Annotated in this window: 13 protein-coding genes and 1 tRNA gene; 12 read left to right on the top strand and 2 right to left on the bottom strand. The window is 62.8% G+C overall.

Annotated features, from left to right (window positions below; genetic code table 11):
* The first annotated feature begins 47 nt into the window (after nt 1–47).
* The 10 genes from LNV07_RS03720 to LNV07_RS03675 all read left to right on the top strand — a co-directional run bounded on the left by LNV07_RS03720 (nt 48) and on the right by LNV07_RS03675 (nt 9,601).
* Nucleotides 48–137, top strand: a tRNA-Ser gene (locus LNV07_RS03720).
* Between the two features lie 165 nt (nt 138–302).
* The gene (locus LNV07_RS03715) at nt 303–2,633 is read left to right on the top strand and encodes a bifunctional salicylyl-CoA 5-hydroxylase/oxidoreductase (protein WP_263569836.1); all 2,331 of its coding nucleotides are present in this window, start codon (nt 303–305) and stop codon (nt 2,631–2,633) included.
* A gap of 5 nt (nt 2,634–2,638) precedes the next feature.
* A complete protein-coding gene (locus LNV07_RS03710) occupies nt 2,639–3,424 on the top strand; it encodes an SDR family NAD(P)-dependent oxidoreductase (RefSeq protein WP_263569835.1) in 786 nt (261 codons plus the stop codon).
* Entirely contained in the window at nt 3,424–3,933 is a 510-nt protein-coding gene (locus LNV07_RS03705) for a MarR family winged helix-turn-helix transcriptional regulator (RefSeq protein WP_263569834.1), read from the top strand. The genes LNV07_RS03710 and LNV07_RS03705 overlap by 1 nt, the downstream gene beginning before the upstream one ends.
* Nucleotides 3,930–4,784, top strand: coding sequence for an enoyl-CoA hydratase family protein (locus LNV07_RS03700; protein WP_263569833.1), 855 nt, complete (start codon nt 3,930–3,932; stop codon nt 4,782–4,784). Before LNV07_RS03705 ends, LNV07_RS03700 begins: the two co-directional genes overlap by 4 nt.
* Before the next feature lie 2 nt (nt 4,785–4,786).
* On the top strand, nt 4,787–5,938 hold the full coding sequence (locus LNV07_RS03695; RefSeq protein WP_397545521.1) for an acyl-CoA dehydrogenase family protein: 1,152 nt from the start codon (nt 4,787–4,789) through the stop codon (nt 5,936–5,938).
* Nucleotides 5,935–7,557, top strand: a complete 1,623-nt coding sequence (locus LNV07_RS03690; protein ID WP_263569832.1) for an AMP-binding protein — start codon at nt 5,935–5,937, stop codon at nt 7,555–7,557. Before LNV07_RS03695 ends, LNV07_RS03690 begins: the two co-directional genes overlap by 4 nt.
* A gap of 6 nt (nt 7,558–7,563) precedes the next feature.
* A complete protein-coding gene (locus LNV07_RS03685) occupies nt 7,564–7,989 on the top strand; it encodes an acyl-CoA thioesterase (RefSeq protein WP_263569831.1) in 426 nt (141 codons plus the stop codon).
* Nucleotides 7,973–8,401, top strand: coding sequence for a RidA family protein (locus tag LNV07_RS03680; RefSeq protein WP_263569830.1), 429 nt, complete (start codon nt 7,973–7,975; stop codon nt 8,399–8,401). The genes LNV07_RS03685 and LNV07_RS03680 overlap by 17 nt, the downstream gene beginning before the upstream one ends.
* 21 nt (nt 8,402–8,422) lie before the next feature.
* Nucleotides 8,423–9,601, top strand: a complete 1,179-nt coding sequence (locus LNV07_RS03675; RefSeq protein WP_263570280.1) for an acyl-CoA dehydrogenase — start codon at nt 8,423–8,425, stop codon at nt 9,599–9,601.
* Here the strand turns inward: LNV07_RS03675 and LNV07_RS03670 are convergent.
* Entirely contained in the window at nt 9,598–9,924 is a 327-nt protein-coding gene (locus LNV07_RS03670; protein WP_263569829.1) for a DUF6172 family protein, read from the bottom strand. The two genes, LNV07_RS03675 and LNV07_RS03670, sit on opposite strands and share 4 nt — an antisense overlap.
* 385 nt (nt 9,925–10,309) lie before the next feature.
* On the opposite strand from LNV07_RS03670, the gene LNV07_RS03665 reads away from it, so the two are divergent.
* Complete coding sequence (locus LNV07_RS03665; protein ID WP_318013672.1) at nt 10,310–12,313, top strand: GGDEF domain-containing protein; 2,004 nt, start codon at nt 10,310–10,312, stop codon at nt 12,311–12,313.
* Nucleotides 12,310–14,391, top strand: coding sequence for a GGDEF domain-containing protein (locus LNV07_RS03660; protein WP_263569828.1), 2,082 nt, complete (start codon nt 12,310–12,312; stop codon nt 14,389–14,391). The genes LNV07_RS03665 and LNV07_RS03660 overlap by 4 nt, the downstream gene beginning before the upstream one ends.
* Here LNV07_RS03660 and LNV07_RS03655 read toward each other — a convergent pair.
* Entirely contained in the window at nt 14,388–15,140 is a 753-nt protein-coding gene (locus LNV07_RS03655; RefSeq protein ID WP_263569827.1) for a hypothetical protein, read from the bottom strand. The two genes, LNV07_RS03660 and LNV07_RS03655, sit on opposite strands and share 4 nt — an antisense overlap.
* Between the last annotated feature and the right edge of the window lie 101 nt (nt 15,141–15,241).

Here is a 15,241-nt window from a genome sequence, read left to right as displayed (position 1 = left end):
ACTAGCCGGCTTACTCGCAAACAAACCACTGTGAGTACGAGAATACCGGAGAGGTGGCAGAGTGGTTGAATGTACCTGACTCGAAATCAGGCGGGCGGTCAAACGCCTCGGGGGTTCGAATCCCCCCCTCTCCTCCAGAATAGCCCGCAAGTGATTGATTCACTTGCGGGCTTTTTGCTTTCTGCCTGCGTATGAATGCGGGCGGAGCTTGAGCAGGCTGCTGGGAGGTCGCCGCTCTCGTGAATTTAGTTGACGCCTAAACTATTAAGGCATAAAGTTGCGCGCAATCAAGGAGACTTGCAATGCGCATCAGCTGTATTGGTGGAGGCCCGGCCGGCCTGTATTTCGCGCTGCTGATGAAGCAGCAAAACCCCGCCCACCAGATCACGGTGCTGGAGCGCAACAAGCCCGGCGATACCTTTGGCTGGGGCGTGGTGTTCTCGGATCAGACGCTGAGCGCGATGCGCGAGGCCGACGCCAAGACGGCCGGACAGATCCTCGATGCCTTCAATCATTGGGACGATATCGAGGTGCACATCAAGGGCCGCACCATGCGCTCGGGCGGCCATGGTTTTTGCGGCATCGGCCGCATGAAGCTCTTGAATATCCTGCAGGCCCGCTGCGTCGAACTCGGTGTGGATCTTCGTTACGAGAGCGATGTGCAGGATGACGAAGGCCTGGACGCCGACCTGATCATCGCCGCCGACGGACTCAATAGCCGCGTGCGGCAAAAGTACGCAGCGACCTATCAACCTGATATCGATCTGCGCCAATGCCGCTTTGTCTGGCTCGGCACGGCCAAGCTGTTCGAGGCCTTTACCTTCGACTTTCAGCAGACCGAGTGGGGCTGGTTCCAGGCCCATGCCTATCGCTTTGATGACAGTACCTCGACCTTTATCGTCGAGGCGCCGCAAGCCGTGTGGGAGGCGGCCGGCATCGAGGCGATGAGCAAGGAGGAAGGCATCGCTTTTTGCGAGCGCCTGTTCGCCAAGGTGCTGGACGGCCACAAGCTGATCTCCAACGCCTCGCATCTGCGTGGCTCGGCGCAGTGGATTCGTTTTCCCCGCGTGGTCTGCAAAAATTGGGTACACCACAACGGTGTTGCGCCGGTGGTGCTGATGGGCGACGCCGCCCACACCGCGCATTTCTCGATCGGCTCCGGCACCAAGCTGGCGCTGGAGGATGCGATCGCTTTGGCGCGTGACATCGGCGCGGCCAAGGGCGACTTGGACCTGGCCTTGCCGCGTTATGTTGCCAGCCGTTCCATCGAGGTGTTGCGGATTCAGAATGCGGCGCGCAACTCGACCGAATGGTTCGAGAACGTCGAGCGCCACTCAAGGCTCGAGCCCGAGCAGTTTGCCTATTCCTTGCTGACCCGCTCGCAGCGCATCTCGCATGAGAACCTGCGCCTGCGCGATGCCGGCTATGTGGACCGCTTCGAGGCCTGGCTGGCCGGCGGGCAAGCCAAGCCGCCGATGTTCACGCCGTTTACGCTGCGCGAGCTGACGCTGAAGAACCGCGTCGTCGTCTCGCCGATGGCCCAATACTCCTGCGCGGACGGCCTGCCCGGCGACTATCACCTGATGCATCTGGGCGCGCGTGCCGCCGGCGGCGCGGGCCTGGTGTTTGCCGAGATGACCTGTCCTTCCGCCGACGCGCGCATCACGCCCGGCTGCCCGGGCCTGTACACGGATGAGCAGGGCGCCGCCTGGGCCCGTATCGTCAGCTTCGTGCATGCGAACAGCAGCGCCAAGATTGCGATTCAGCTCGGCCATGCCGGCGCCAAGGGCTCGACCCGGCGCGGCTGGGAGGGCATCGATCAGCCGCTGGATCAGGGTCAGGACTGGCCCTTGATGTCCGCCTCGCCGCAGCAGTATCTGGCCGGCGTCAGCCAGACCTCGCGCGCCATGACGCGCGCCGATATGGACCGCGTGCTGGCCGACTTCTGTGCCGCCACCAAACGCGCTGCGGCGGCCGGTTTCGACTGGCTGGAGCTGCATTGCGCGCATGGTTATTTGCTTTCCAGTTTCATCTCACCTTTGACGAATCAACGCGGTGACGACTATGGCGGCAGCCTGGAGAACCGCCTGCGTTACCCGCTCGAAGTGTTCAAGGCTGTGCGGGCGCTGTGGCCGGCCGACAAGCCGATGTCGGTGCGAATTTCCGCGCATGACTGGGTCGAGGGCGGCACCACGCCGGAGGATGCGGTGCTGATTGCCGTCGCCTTCAAGGCCGCCGGGGCCGACCTGATCGATGTGTCTTCGGGCCAGGTCAGCAAGCTGGAAAAGCCGAGCTACGGGCGCATGTGGCAGACGCCGTTTTCCGAGAGTATTCGCAACCGCGTCGGCATTGCGACGATGGCGGTCGGTGCGATCTCCGAGGCCGATCATGTCAACAGCATCATCGCCGCCGGCCGCGCCGATCTGTGCGCGGTGGCGCGCCCGCATCTGGCCAATCCGGCCTGGACGCTGACCGAGGCCGCAAAGATTGGCTATGCCGGCCCGGACGGGCTGGACTGGCCGCGCCAATATCTGTCGGCCAAGCCGCAGCTGGAGAAAGAATTCGATCGTCAGCGCGCGCAGGCCGGCCAAGCCGCGACCATCGAGCAGGCCAACAAGGCCTTGGGGATTTGAGCGTCATGGCAAACAACAGCGCGCAAGAATTGAAGGGTCTGCACGCGGCGGTCACCGGTGGCGGCAGCGGCATTGGCGCGGCGGTGGCGCGGCGCTTGGTCGCGGCCGGCGCACGCGTCAGTTTGCTGGGCCGCAATATCGACAAATTGGAGGGCCAAGCGACTGACCTGGCGGCCCTGGCTTCGCTCGGCCAGGTCGATGTGTGCAGGGTGGACGTGGCCGACGAGGCCAGCGTCAAGGCCGCCTTTGCTGGAATTGGGCCGGTCGACATCTTGGTCAATAACGCCGGCCAGGTCGAGACCGCGCCCTTGGCCAAGACTTCGCTGTTGCTGTGGCAGACGATGTTGAACGTCAACCTCACGGGCACTTTTCTTTGTTCGCGTGAGGTGGTGACCGGCATGAGCGAGCGCGGCTTCGGGCGCATCATCAACATCGCCAGCACCGCCTCGCTAACGGGTTACGCCTATGTGGCCGCCTATTGCGCGGCCAAGCATGGGGTGCTGGGCCTGACGCGTGCGATGGCGATCGAGTTCGCCAAGAAAGGCGTCACCATCAATGCGGTCTGCCCCGGCTACACCGAGACCGACATCATTGCCCGGGCGCTTGACAAGATCGCCGACAAGACCGGCCGCAGCCTAGGCGAGGCGCGGGACGAGTTGGTGGCCGCCAATCCGCAGGGCCGGCTGGTGCAGCCGCAGGAAGTGGCCGACACGGTCTGGTGGCTGGCGCAGCGCGGCAGCGGCGCGATGACGGGCCAGGCGATTGCCGTCTGCGGCGGTGAGCTGATGTGATGGAAGAACTGGATCTCGAGTCGCGCGCGAATGCGGATGACCATCAGGCGCTGCGCCTGTGGTTGCGTTTGCTGACCTGCACCAACCGTGTCGAGGGGGTGATCCGCAATCGCCTGCGGCAGGACTTTGCCACCACCTTGCCGCGCTTTGATTTGCTCGCGCAGCTGGAGCGCAATCCGGACGGCCTACCTATGCGCGAGCTGTCCAAACGCTTGATGGTGACCGGCGGCAATATCACCGGCATCACCGATCAGTTGGAGACCGAAGGCCTGGTCGTGCGCGAAGCCCATCCGAGTGACCGGCGCTCCTACACGGTCAAATTGACGGCAACCGGCCGGCGCCAATTCAAACGCATGGCCGCCACCCATGAGCAATGGGTGATCGAGCTCTTGGCCGCCTGGTCGGTTGAGGAAAAAGCTCAGGTCTACGGTCTGTTGGCGGGCTTGAAGACTCATCTTGCAAATATGGGTGCGCTGGACATGGCTGCGGCCAAGGAGAAGACAAAATGACGCAAAGAAAAATGGACGGCTTCTTGGAGGCCGGCAACCGGCAAAGTCTGCTGGACTTCAAACCCGCGCATTTCGCCTGGGCCCAGCAGGGCGCGGTTGGCGTGATCACGCTGAACCGGCCCGAGCGCAAGAACCCCTTGACCTTTGATTCCTATGCCGAGCTGCGCGATCTGTTCCGCAAGCTTTGCTTTGTGGACGAGGTGCGCGCCATCGTCGTGCAGGGAGCCGGCGGCAACTTCTGCTCGGGCGGCGATGTGCATGAAATCATTGGCCCCTTGACGAAGATGAGCATGCCCGACTTGCTGGCCTTCACACGCATGACCGGCGACTTGGTCAAGGCGATGCGGGCCTGCCCGCAGCCGGTTTTGGCGGCGATCGACGGCGTCTGTGCCGGCGCCGGCGCGATCATGGCGATGGCCTCGGATCTGCGCGTCGGCACGGCCCGCTCCAAAACTGCCTTCTTGTTCACCCGCGTCGGCCTGGCCGGCTGCGATATGGGTGCCTGCGCGATTTTGCCGCGCATTGTCGGCCAGGGCCGGGCCTCGGATCTGCTCTATAGCGGTCGCAGCCTGGGCGGCGAGGAGGGGCTGAGCTGGGGCTTCTTGAACCGACTGGCGGAGCCCGAGGCCTTGTTGCAAGAGACGGTGGGTTGGGCGCAGCAGATTGCAGAAGGCCCGAGCTTTGGCCACGCGATGACCAAGAAAATGCTGCATCAGGAATGGGCGATGGGCGTCGACGAGGCGATCGAGTCCGAGGCGCAGGCGCAGGCGATCTGCATGATGACGCAGGATTTCCACCGTGCCTACGAGGCCTTTGTGTCCAAAGAGCGGCCCGAGTTCAAGGGGGACTGATCGTGCATTTAAAGCATCTCGAATGGCCGTTTTTCGAGGCCCGTCATCGCGAACTGGCAATTCGGTTGGATGATTGGTGCGACGAGCATTTGCAAGGTTCGCATGGCCATGATGTCGATGCCGAATGCATCGGCCTGGTCAAGGCGCTGGGCGCGGCCGGCTGGCTGCGACACGCGGTCGCCGGTCAGGCTCTGGGCGGCGCGGCCGAGGTCATCGATACCCGCGCCATCTGCATCTTGCGCGAAACGCTGGCTCGCTACAACGGCCTGGCCGACTTCGCGTTTGCGATGCAGGGCCTTGGTTCCGGCGCGATATCTTTGGCCGGCACAGACGCTCAACGTCGGCGTTACCTGCCCGCCGTGGCCCAGGGCGAGGCGTTGGCAGCCTTTGCGCTGTCCGAGCCGGAGGCGGGCTCGGATGTGGCAGCGATGCAGTGCGCGGCGGTCGAGGATGGCGACGGCTATGTCTTGAACGGCGAGAAAACCTGGATCTCGAACGGCGGTATTGCAGACTTTTATGTCGTCTTTGCCCGCACCGGTGAGCAGCCCGGCTCGCGCGGCATCAGCGCCTTCATCGTCGATGCCGATCTGCCCGGCTTCGAGATTGCCGAGCGCATTCAGGTGATCGCCCCGCACCCCTTGGCGCGGCTGCGCTTCAACAATTGCCGGGTTGCCAAGAGCCAGATGATTGGCGCGCCCGGCGAGGGTTTCAAAGTGGCGATGCGCACGCTCGATGTGTTCCGCACCTCGGTGGCGGCCGCTGCTTTGGGCTTTGCGCGCCGTGCACTGCAAGAGGGTTTGCAACAGGCCAAGAGCCGCCAGATGTTCGGCGCTCGCCTTGCCGACCTGCCGCTGACCCAGGCCAAGCTGGCCGATATGGCCTGCACGGTCGACAGCTCGGCCTTGCTGGTCTACCGCGCCGCCTGGCAGCGTGATCAGGGGCAGAACGTGACGCGCGAGGCGGCGATGGCCAAGCTGATGGCGACCGAAGGCGCGCAGCGCGTCATCGACGCGGCGCTGCAACTGCATGGCGGGCGCGGCGTGCAGAGCGGCGAAATCGTCGAGTCGCTGTACCGGGAGATTCGTGCGCTGCGCATCTACGAGGGTGCCAGCGAAGTGCAGCAACTGATCATTGGACGGGATATTCTTAAATGATTGCCTCTGCTCATCTTGATACTTTCACCCGCGACAACTTGCCGCCGCCCGAGTTGTGGCCGGAGTTGATCTTTGAATTGCCGGAGCTGCAATTCCCGGATCGCCTCAACTGCGCGACCGAGCTATTGGACCGCTGGATCGCACAAGGGCAGGGCGAGCGCTTATGCCTGCAAGGCTCGGACGGCAAGCGCTGGACCTATGCCGATCTGCAAAGCCAAGCCAATCGGATCGCCAATCTGCTGCGCTCCGATCTGGGCGTGCTGCCCGGCAACCGCGTCTTGCTGCGCGGCGCCAACACGCCAGAGATGGTGGCTTGCTGGTTCGCGGTGCAAAAAGTCGGCGCGGTGGCGGTGGCGACGATGCCCTTGCTGCGCGCCAAAGAGTTGATCCAGGTGATACAGAAGGCCGAGATCAGCCATGCGCTGTGCGATGTCCGTCTGGCGGAAGAGTTAGCGGCGGCGCAAACGCAATGCCCGCAGCTGCGCAGCCTGGTGCATTTCCACAGCGAGGCGGCCGATGGCCTGGAGCATCGTGCTGCCGGCCACAGCAACCAGTTCAGCAATGTGGACACCGCCGCCGATGATTGCTGCCTGATCGCCTTCACCTCGGGCACGACCGGCGCGCCCAAGGGCACGATGCATTTCCATCGCGATGTGCTGGCGATTTGCCGCTGCTGGCCCAGCCATGTGCTGAAGCCCCAGGCCGACGACATCTTCATCGGCAGCCCGCCGCTGGCCTTCACCTTCGGGCTCGGCGGCCTGGTGCTGTTCCCGATGAGCGTGGGCGCCTCGGCGGTGCTGCTTGAAAAGGCCTCGCCCGACAGCTTGCTGCCGGCGATCGCCAAATACCGCGCCACCATTTTGTTCACCGCGCCGACCTCCTACCGCGCGATGTCTCCGTTAGTCGCTCAGCATGATTTGAGCAGCCTGCGCAAATGCATCAGCGCCGGCGAGGCGTTGCCGGCGGCCACGCGCAAGCTGTGGAAGGATGCCAGCGGGATAGAGCTGATTGACGGCATAGGCGCGACCGAGTTGCTGCATATCTTCATCTCGCATGACGAGGCCCATGCCAAGCCGGGTGCGACCGGGGTGCCGGTGCCGGGCTACCAGGCCTGCATCCTGGATGACGAGGGTCGGGTCTTGCCTGCCGGCCAGGTCGGCAAATTGGCGGTCAAGGGGCCGACCGGTTGCCGCTATCTCAATGACGAACGCCAGCGCGGCTATGTCTTGAATGGCTGGAACCTGACAGGCGACGCCTACCTGATCGATGCCGACGGCTACTTCGTCTACCAGGCCCGCACCGACGACATGATCATCTCGGGCGGCTACAACATCGCCGGACCCGAGGTGGAGTCGGCCTTGCTCGCCCATCCGGCGGTGGCCGAATGCGGCGTGGTCGGCGTGGCCGATGAAGAGCGCGGTCAGATCGTCAAGGCGGTCGTGGTCTTGCGCACAGGCTTTGAGCCCGGCCCGGACTTGGCCAAGACGCTGCAAGACTTCGTCAAGGCGAGCATCGCGCCCTATAAATATCCGCGTGCGATCGAGTTCAGAAACCAGTTGCCGCGCACCGAGACCGGCAAGCTGCAGCGCTTCCGGCTGCGCGTGAAAGACGGGGAGTGACGGGCGATGACAGCATGGGTTTTTGAGCGGACCGAGTTGGTGCGCTTCGGCCATTGCGACCCGGCCGGCATCGTCTTTTATCCGCGCTATTTCGAGATGCTCAATGCGGTGGTGGAGGACTGGTTCACGCAGGGCTTGGGCGTTGACTATGCGCAGCTCTTGGGGCCGCGCCGGGTCGGCATGCCTTCGGTGCGTTTGAGCGCCGATTTCAAGCGCATCAGTCGCATGGGCGATCGCTTGACGCAGCGCGTTGCGATCAACAAGCTGGGCCGCAGCTCGCTGGGGCTAACGATTCATTTCGATGGGGCTGATGGCTGCCGTGTGGTGTTCGAGCAGGTGCTGGTCTGCACCTGCTTGGAGACCCACAAGGCGCAGCCCTTTCCGCAAGATTTACGAGAGGCCTTGGAGCAAGTCTATGGACACAAGCAGTAGCAATAAGCAAGTCCTTCAACCCGCCGGCTGGGCGCAGCCGCGCGGCTATGCCAACGGCGTGGCGGCGACGGGGCGCACCGTCTTTGTGGCCGGCCAGATCGGCTGGAATGGTGCCTGCCAATTCGACAGCGATGACTTCATCGATCAGGTGCGCCAGACGCTGTTGAACATCAAAGCCATTCTGCAAGAGGCCGGCGCCACGCCTGCGCACATGACCCGCATGACCTGGTATCTGCTTGATAAAAAAGAGTACCAGGCGCGCGGCCGCGAGGTCGGACAGGTCTACCGTGAGGTGATGGGCGCCGAATACGGTGTCGCGATGGCGGCGGTGGTGGTGGCCGGTTTGATGGAAGATAGGGCCAAGGTCGAGATCGAAGTGACGGCCGTTTTGCCGGTTGCCGTGCCGGTCTGAATCAAGAAACGAGATACACAAATCATGAGCAAAGCCACTTTCCACTGGGACGACCCGCTGCTGCTGAACGAACAGTTGAGCGACGAGGAACGGATGATCCGCGAGGCCGCCAACAGCTATTGCCAAGAGCGCCTGGCGCCGCGCGTGCTGGAGGCCTTTCGGCATGAGCGCACCGACCTGGAAATCTTCCGCGAGATGGGTGCCATCGGCCTGCTCGGCCCCACGATTGCGCCCGAGTACGGTGGCCCCGGCCTGAGCTATGTCGCATACGGCCTGATCGCTCGCGAGGTCGAGCGGGTCGATTCGGGCTACCGCTCGATGATGAGCGTGCAAAGCTCGCTGGTGATGGTGCCGATCAATGACTTCGGCAACGAGGCGACCAAGCAGAAGTATTTGCCCAAGCTGGCCAGCGGCGAGTGGATAGGTTGTTTCGGCCTGACCGAGCCGAATCACGGCTCCGACCCCGGCTCGATGATCACGCGGGCCAAGGCGGTCCCCGGCGGCTATTCGCTCAGTGGCAGCAAGATGTGGATCACCAACAGCCCGGTGGCCGATGTGTTTGTGGTCTGGGCCAAGGATGATGGCGGGCAGATCCGTGGCTTCGTGCTGGAGAAGGGTTGGAAGGGTCTGACGGCGCCGGCGATTCACGGCAAGGTGGGGCTGCGTGCGTCGATCACCGGCGAGATCGTGATGGATGAGGTGTTCTGCCCGGAAGAGAATGCCTTCCCCGAGGTGCGCGGCCTCAAAGGCCCGTTCACCTGCTTGAACAGCGCGCGCTACGGCATCGCTTGGGGCGCATTGGGTGCGGCCGAAGACTGCTGGCACAAGGCGCGCCAATATGTGCTGGACCGCAAGCAGTTCGGCAAGCCGCTGGCCGCCAATCAACTGGTGCAGAAAAAGCTCGCCGACATGCAGACCGAGATCACGCTGGGCTTGCAGGGCTGCTTGCGCCTGGGCCGGATGAAGGACGAGGGCACGGCGGCCGTCGAGATCACCTCGATCATGAAGCGCAACAGCTGCGGCAAGTCACTGGAGATTGCCCGTACGGCGCGTGACATGCTGGGCGGCAACGGCATCTCGGACGAATTCGGCATCGCCCGCCATCTGGTCAACCTCGAGGTGGTCAACACCTATGAAGGCACGCATGACATTCATGCGCTGATTCTGGGCCGGGCGATGACGGGGATCGCGGCTTTTTAGGCAGCTTCGGCCTGATCCGCTGCAGGGGCAGCGGCAGGGGGCCGCGGCTTCTTCACCCCCGGCTTGGCCAGCAACTCCAGATAAAAAGCATCGGCCTTGTCGGCCGCATAGGCATTGATGCGACTGGTGATGTCGGCGAACTCGATCACCGCCGCGGTGGCCTCGCTGCTGCCGAAGCGGCAATCAAAGTCCCAGAAGTCCACGCCAGCCGGGCGGGCCTTGTTCTGCTCGCGCTTGATGTATTTGCGGATCTCATGCTTGATTGCCTCAAGCAGACGGTCCGGATGCTTGCCTTCGACTTGGAGTTGGAATGTTTTTTTCATGTTTTGCCTTGGTGAGCGCGGGCGCTATGGCCTGGATTATCCGGTGTTTGTGAATCCGTGATGTCGGGCGTTGCCGGTGGCGCAAATATCAGGCGATACTGGCCCCGCCGCATTGCGCTTCCCGTCGCTGCTTGATGGGTGCGAATGGATGGTTTTCTTGAAATATGCAGCCACCCAGCAAGTCGCGCTCGACCCAAAGCTCAAGAGCCGGCGAACTCACACACAGGACATGACCGAGCCTTTGCCTCCTGCAGCGATGACGATGACGACGCTTTTGCCTTCTGCCGCGTCGACCCTGCGGCAGCCCCGGGCGCTGCTGGTTTGGCTTTTGCTAGCGCTGTCTTCGACCGCGTATCAAGCCTCAGCTGCAAATGAGGCCCGGGCCATGCCAAATGGTGGTGCGGCTTCCAAAGCCGTTGATGGGCTGTCCGCACAGGCGACCGCCAAAAACCTGCTGGCGGCTTTGGAGCGCATCGAGCGTTCGGGAAGTGGCCACGCGGCCGAGAATGAGATGGCCTTGCTGGCCTTGCTCCCTCAGACCAAGCCTGGCAGTGCCGAACATATCGAACTATTGGCGTTGCGCGGCAGTGTCAATAGCGGATTGCCTGAGAAGCGGCCGCTGCTGGAGCGCTTGATCGCCGAGCTGGATGATTGGCCGGACGCCAATCATCGCCCCGCCGCACGGCTGGCCGCAGCCCATATGCGGGCGCAGGTCTTGCTGCGCGAGGGCAAGCCGGCGGAGGCCATCAAGAAGCTGGAGCTGGTGGACAGTGTTGGCGAGGCCGATGCCGGCTTGGTGCTCCGGCTACGCAGCCTCACGGCGTTGGCGGGGCTCTTGTCGGATGCCGGTGAGGTGGATGCGGCGATCAACACGGGTGTGATGGCGCTGAAGTTGGCCGAGCAAAGCGGGGCCAATTGGCGGCACGCGCAGGCGCTGTCCGTTCTCTCGTTCAACTACATGCGCGCGCAGCAATTGGAGCGCGCCAAACAATTGATCGGCGAAGCCGAGAGGGTGGCCGCGCTTGATCCCGACCCGATTTTGATGAGCATTCTTTACAACAGCCGCGGCATGATTTATTCGGAGCTGGGTGATGTGCGAACGGCCGGTGAAGCGATGCAGTTGGCGCTTGACTATGCCCGCAAGACCGGCGTGCGCTCGATGCTGGCCTTGGCCTTGGGCAACGCAGCCGACTCGCAGCTACGCAAGGGTGATTTTCAAAAGGCCCGCAGTCTGGCCGAAGAGGCCTTGGCCCTCGCTCAGGCCAGCCACGATCTGGACAGTGAGACCCTGGCCCGGCAAAACATCGGCATGGCCAAGATTGGCTTGAAGCAGATTGAGGAGGGCAAACGCGAGGTCATCGCTGCCATCGGGGTTGCGGAAGACCAGGGCCAAATGGCTTCAGCCGCGGATGGTTGGTTGGAATTGGCTCAGCAGCTTGAGCGCATGGTCGATCTGGACGGGGCGGTGCAGGCCTATCACCATTACCGCAAGCTGAGTGACCAGGTCATGCGTGATGACAGCCGCAAGGCGGTGCTGGAGACGCAGGCCCGCTTCGACAATGAACGCCAGGCCAAGGAGATTGATCTGCTCAATCAGGGCAATCTACTCAAGGCCGAGCAAGTTCGAGCAGGTGATTTGAGACTCAGACTATGGGCGGCTCTGGGCGGTTGCGTGGTCTTGTCGGGTATCTTGATGGGGCTGGCCTACCAACGCATACGCAACACCAATCGTGCGCTGGCCCTCAGCAATGAAACTCTCAAGCTTCAGGGGGAACGTGACCCGCTGACCGGTCTTGCCAATCGGCGTCACTTCCAGTCTGCCGTCAAACGTCTGGCCGACAAAGGCCGGTTCGGCGGCACGGTTTTTCTGATCGATATCGATCATTTCAAGCGGATCAATGACAGCTATGGTCATGCCGCCGGGGACGCCGTGCTGGTCGAGGTGGCTCGGCGTCTGCGGTCCATATTGCGAGATGAGGATCTGGTCGTGCGCTGGGGCGGTGAGGAGTTTTTGATCGTGCTCGATGCTCACCAAGTCGCTTCGGCGGGCATCCTGGCTCAGCGCTTGCTCGACAAGATCGCGCATCCGCCGATCAGTCACGGAGAGACCCTGATCACTGTAACGGCGTCGATCGGGTTTGCCAGCTTCCCACTGGCGCCGCATGGTGTGGTGCTGGCTTGGGAGCGGGCCATCGATTTGGTCGACACGGTGATGTATATGGCCAAAGCGCATGGGCGAAATCGGGCTTTCGGGGTAGCGGCGATGGCCGCTCTTGACGAGGCCGGGGTGGTAGATTTGTGTAGCCGCCTGGAGGCCGCTTGGCATGGCGGTGAAGTGACTTTGCAGGCACTGCAAGGCACAAGCAAGACTGAGGAGAGTGGCAGATGAAGTGGCAACTGTCTTTGTTGCTGAGCGGTTCCATGTTGAGCTTGAGCCTGGGTTTCGGTCTTGGTTTGCCTTGTGCCTCGGCCCAGGCTCAAACGCCGGGCGCGCCCGACCGGGCACTTGCGTCGCAATTGAATCAGCTCCTGCGTCAGGGGTTCGATCGACCTCAGCAGTCTTTGCAAGCCTTGGGGACGTTGCCGGCAGCGCAAAAACCTAGCGCAGATACCCAGCGGACTTTGCGCCTGACCGAGGGCCGGCTGCAGGTGATGGCGGGTAACGTTGATGCGGCGCAGATGATTGCCGATGCGCTGGCCGTGGACCCCGGCGCTGCGCAGACCGTGCTTTTATTGCGGGCCGAAATCGCCGATCGCCTGGGGCAGTCTGAATTGGCCGCCAACTTTGCGACGCAAACGCTCGATGGCTTGGCACTGGATTGCCCGCGCGAGGGCTTGGCCGAGGCCCCTGGGCGTGCGGCCTTGATGGATGCCGTGCAGCGGCAGCGTTGTGACTTCCGTTCCGCCTGGAGTGCGCTGCGTATTTTGGGCCGCACCCAATTCAAAGAGGGTGCATTGCCGCTTGCCCAAGCTTCCGCTCAATACGAGTTGGCCTTGGCGGAGGCTGGGCGAGACGCGGTGTTGACCGCGCTGAGTCTGGGACAATTGGCGGTGCTCGCTCAGTCGCAAGGGCAGGCCGAGCAGGCCGACAGTTATCTGGCTCAGGCCCAAAAAACGATACGTGGCGATGACCTTGGTTTGGCCATTGTGAAGAACTATATGGGTGCAGTGGGCGGGCTGCGCGGCGATTCGGTGAGTCAACTCAAGGCGCTCGAGGAGGGCTTGAAGCTGGCGAAGCAGGCGGATGCGCCGCGTTTGATCGCGCATTTGCAAAGCAATATGGCCGATGCCTATCTGCGCCTGAAACAGCCCGCGCTGGCGCTGGATGCCGCCAATCAAGCGCTGCCGGTGGTGCTGGGCTTCAAGGACTTGCGCATCGAGCGCAGCCTGCGGCAGAACATCTCGCTGGCCTTGATTCAACTCGGCTACTTTGACAAGGCCAGGCAAGAAATTCAGCGCACGAACGACTTGCGCGGCAACTCGGCCGACCAGGGCGTGCGGGCCGATGAATTGAAGGAGTTGGGTGAGGCTTGGGCAGCGGCCGGTCAAGCCAAGGAGGCGATTGCGCTTTTTCACGCCGAGCGCAAGCTCAGCGCCGAGGTGACCGCGAGCAATCGCGAAGCCTCGCTGCAACAACTGAAAGTCAAGTACGACAGTGACCGCAAGCAGGGTGATCTGGCCTTGCTGCAGCGCGAACGCACGCTGGTGGATCAGCAATTGGCCAATCGTGGCCTGGCACAGCAAGCCAGTGTGGCGGTTGCGGTGCTGCTTGTGCTGACCTTGCTATTTGTGGTGTTGATGGTGCGCAAGGTCCGTAGCGCCCGCCAGCGTTTGCAGGCTAATGAGTTGCTACTGCGTGCACAGAGCGAGCGTGATCCTCTGACCGATCTGGCCAATCGGCGCCATCTGCTGGCGGTGATGGCGATGCAGCCCAAAGCGGAGTTCACTGGCGCTTTGCTGATGATAGACATCGATCATTTCAAGCATGTCAATGACCAGCATGGCCATGGTGTCGGCGATCAGGTGATCTGTGAGGTGGCGCGGCGCATCAGCCATGCGGTGCGCGCCGAGGACCTGGTGGTGCGCTGGGGTGGTGAAGAGTTTTTGGTGTTTGCGCCCGACGTCGATCATGAGACCTTGCATCGCTTGGCCAAACGCATCTTGATGGAAGTGGGCGCGCTGCCGGTGCAGGCCCAAAACGGGCCGCTGCGCGTCACCGTGTCGATTGGCTTTGCGCATTTTCCGCTGCCACCGGCGATGTTGGACCTGCATTGGGAGCAGGCCGTCAACTGGGCCGATATGGCGCTCTACACCGCCAAGTCACGCGGCCGCAACCAAGCCATGGGCATCGCCACCGTGTCGGCCGGCGATGCCGAAGCGCTGATGCAGATCGAAGCTGATTTCGACGCGGCCTGCTCTTCCGAGCGGGTCAGCCTGCATCAGGTGCTAGGGCCGGCGCTGATTTAGTCCTGCTTCTTGGGGCGACCGGCCTTGATCGGGGTCAGCGCGGTCAAGATGGCGGCCAACTGCTTGTCGGTCAGCACCATCAAGGCCTGCAGGCCAGCGCGCAGCAACTCGCTCTTCTTGGCCGAACGCTTGAAGCCCATCGCGCGGTCCTTCAGTCGGCCGATCAAATCAAAGTCGGCGCGCGGCATGGTGAAACTGTCGCGTACCAACTTCAGCTTGGGCTTGGCTTCGCTGGCCTCCACCGGCTTGGCCAAGGCAGGCTTTGCGGCGACCTTTGGCGTCGCTTTTCGGGCCACTTTTTGGGCAGCCTTTGGAGCAAGGGGCTTGGCGACCACAGGCTTGACGGCGGCTTTCGCGGCGGCCTTTGGGGCAACCTGTGCGGGCGCTTTGATGGCGGGCTTGACAGTGGCTTTAACAGCGGCTTTGGCTGGCGCTTTTGCCGCAACTTTTGCCGGGGCCTTTGCAATTGGCTTGGCCGGGGCGGGGCTGGTCACAACCGCTGCTGCCGGGGCCGCAGGCTTGGCCGTGGCGACCGTGTCTGTGACTTGAGCGACCGGCCAGGCGGCGGTCTTGCTGGCTGTCTTGACGGTGCGCTTGGCGGCAGGTTTGGCTGCGGCCTTGACTGCAATCTTTGCGTCAGGCGTTACTGCAGCCGCAGCCGGGGTGGCTACGGCTGTTGGTGTTGTCTCTACGGCTGCGTTTGCCGGAGTGCTGGCCTCGGTGACGGTAGTCGATGGGGTGTTTTGCATGGTGCTCCTCTTGGTAAATCGTATAAACAATTTACATCTTAATCGCCATGCGCGGCTTGACCAAGCATTCAAGCGTTTTTCCAAGGGTCAGCGCCTATACC

Origin of the sequence: Roseateles oligotrophus, from assembly GCF_025717515.1 — a bacterium.
GTDB classification, from domain to species: Bacteria; Pseudomonadota; Gammaproteobacteria; order Burkholderiales; family Burkholderiaceae_C; genus Paucibacter_A; species Paucibacter_A oligotrophus.
This window is presented reverse-complemented; position numbering and strand designations above follow the sequence as displayed.

Excerpts from the sequence above, each read along its gene's own strand:
- LNV07_RS03690 (WP_263569832.1), top strand. The coding sequence starts at position 5,935 with ATGATTGCCTCTGCTCATCTTGATACTTTCACCCGCGACAACTTGCCG.
- LNV07_RS03710 (WP_263569835.1), top strand. The coding sequence starts at position 2,639 with ATGGCAAACAACAGCGCGCAAGAATTGAAGGGTCTGCACGCGGCGGTC.
- LNV07_RS03715 (WP_263569836.1), top strand. The coding sequence starts at position 303 with ATGCGCATCAGCTGTATTGGTGGAGGCCCGGCCGGCCTGTATTTCGCG.
- LNV07_RS03670 (WP_263569829.1), bottom strand. The coding sequence starts at position 9,924 with ATGAAAAAAACATTCCAACTCCAAGTCGAAGGCAAGCATCCGGACCGT.
- LNV07_RS03685 (WP_263569831.1), top strand. The coding sequence starts at position 7,564 with ATGACAGCATGGGTTTTTGAGCGGACCGAGTTGGTGCGCTTCGGCCAT.
- LNV07_RS03680 (WP_263569830.1), top strand. The coding sequence starts at position 7,973 with ATGGACACAAGCAGTAGCAATAAGCAAGTCCTTCAACCCGCCGGCTGG.
- LNV07_RS03700 (WP_263569833.1), top strand. The coding sequence starts at position 3,930 with ATGACGCAAAGAAAAATGGACGGCTTCTTGGAGGCCGGCAACCGGCAA.
- LNV07_RS03705 (WP_263569834.1), top strand. The coding sequence starts at position 3,424 with ATGGAAGAACTGGATCTCGAGTCGCGCGCGAATGCGGATGACCATCAG.
- LNV07_RS03655 (WP_263569827.1), bottom strand. The coding sequence starts at position 15,140 with ATGCAAAACACCCCATCGACTACCGTCACCGAGGCCAGCACTCCGGCA.
- LNV07_RS03660 (WP_263569828.1), top strand. The coding sequence starts at position 12,310 with ATGAAGTGGCAACTGTCTTTGTTGCTGAGCGGTTCCATGTTGAGCTTG.
- LNV07_RS03665 (WP_318013672.1), top strand. The coding sequence starts at position 10,310 with ATGCCAAATGGTGGTGCGGCTTCCAAAGCCGTTGATGGGCTGTCCGCA.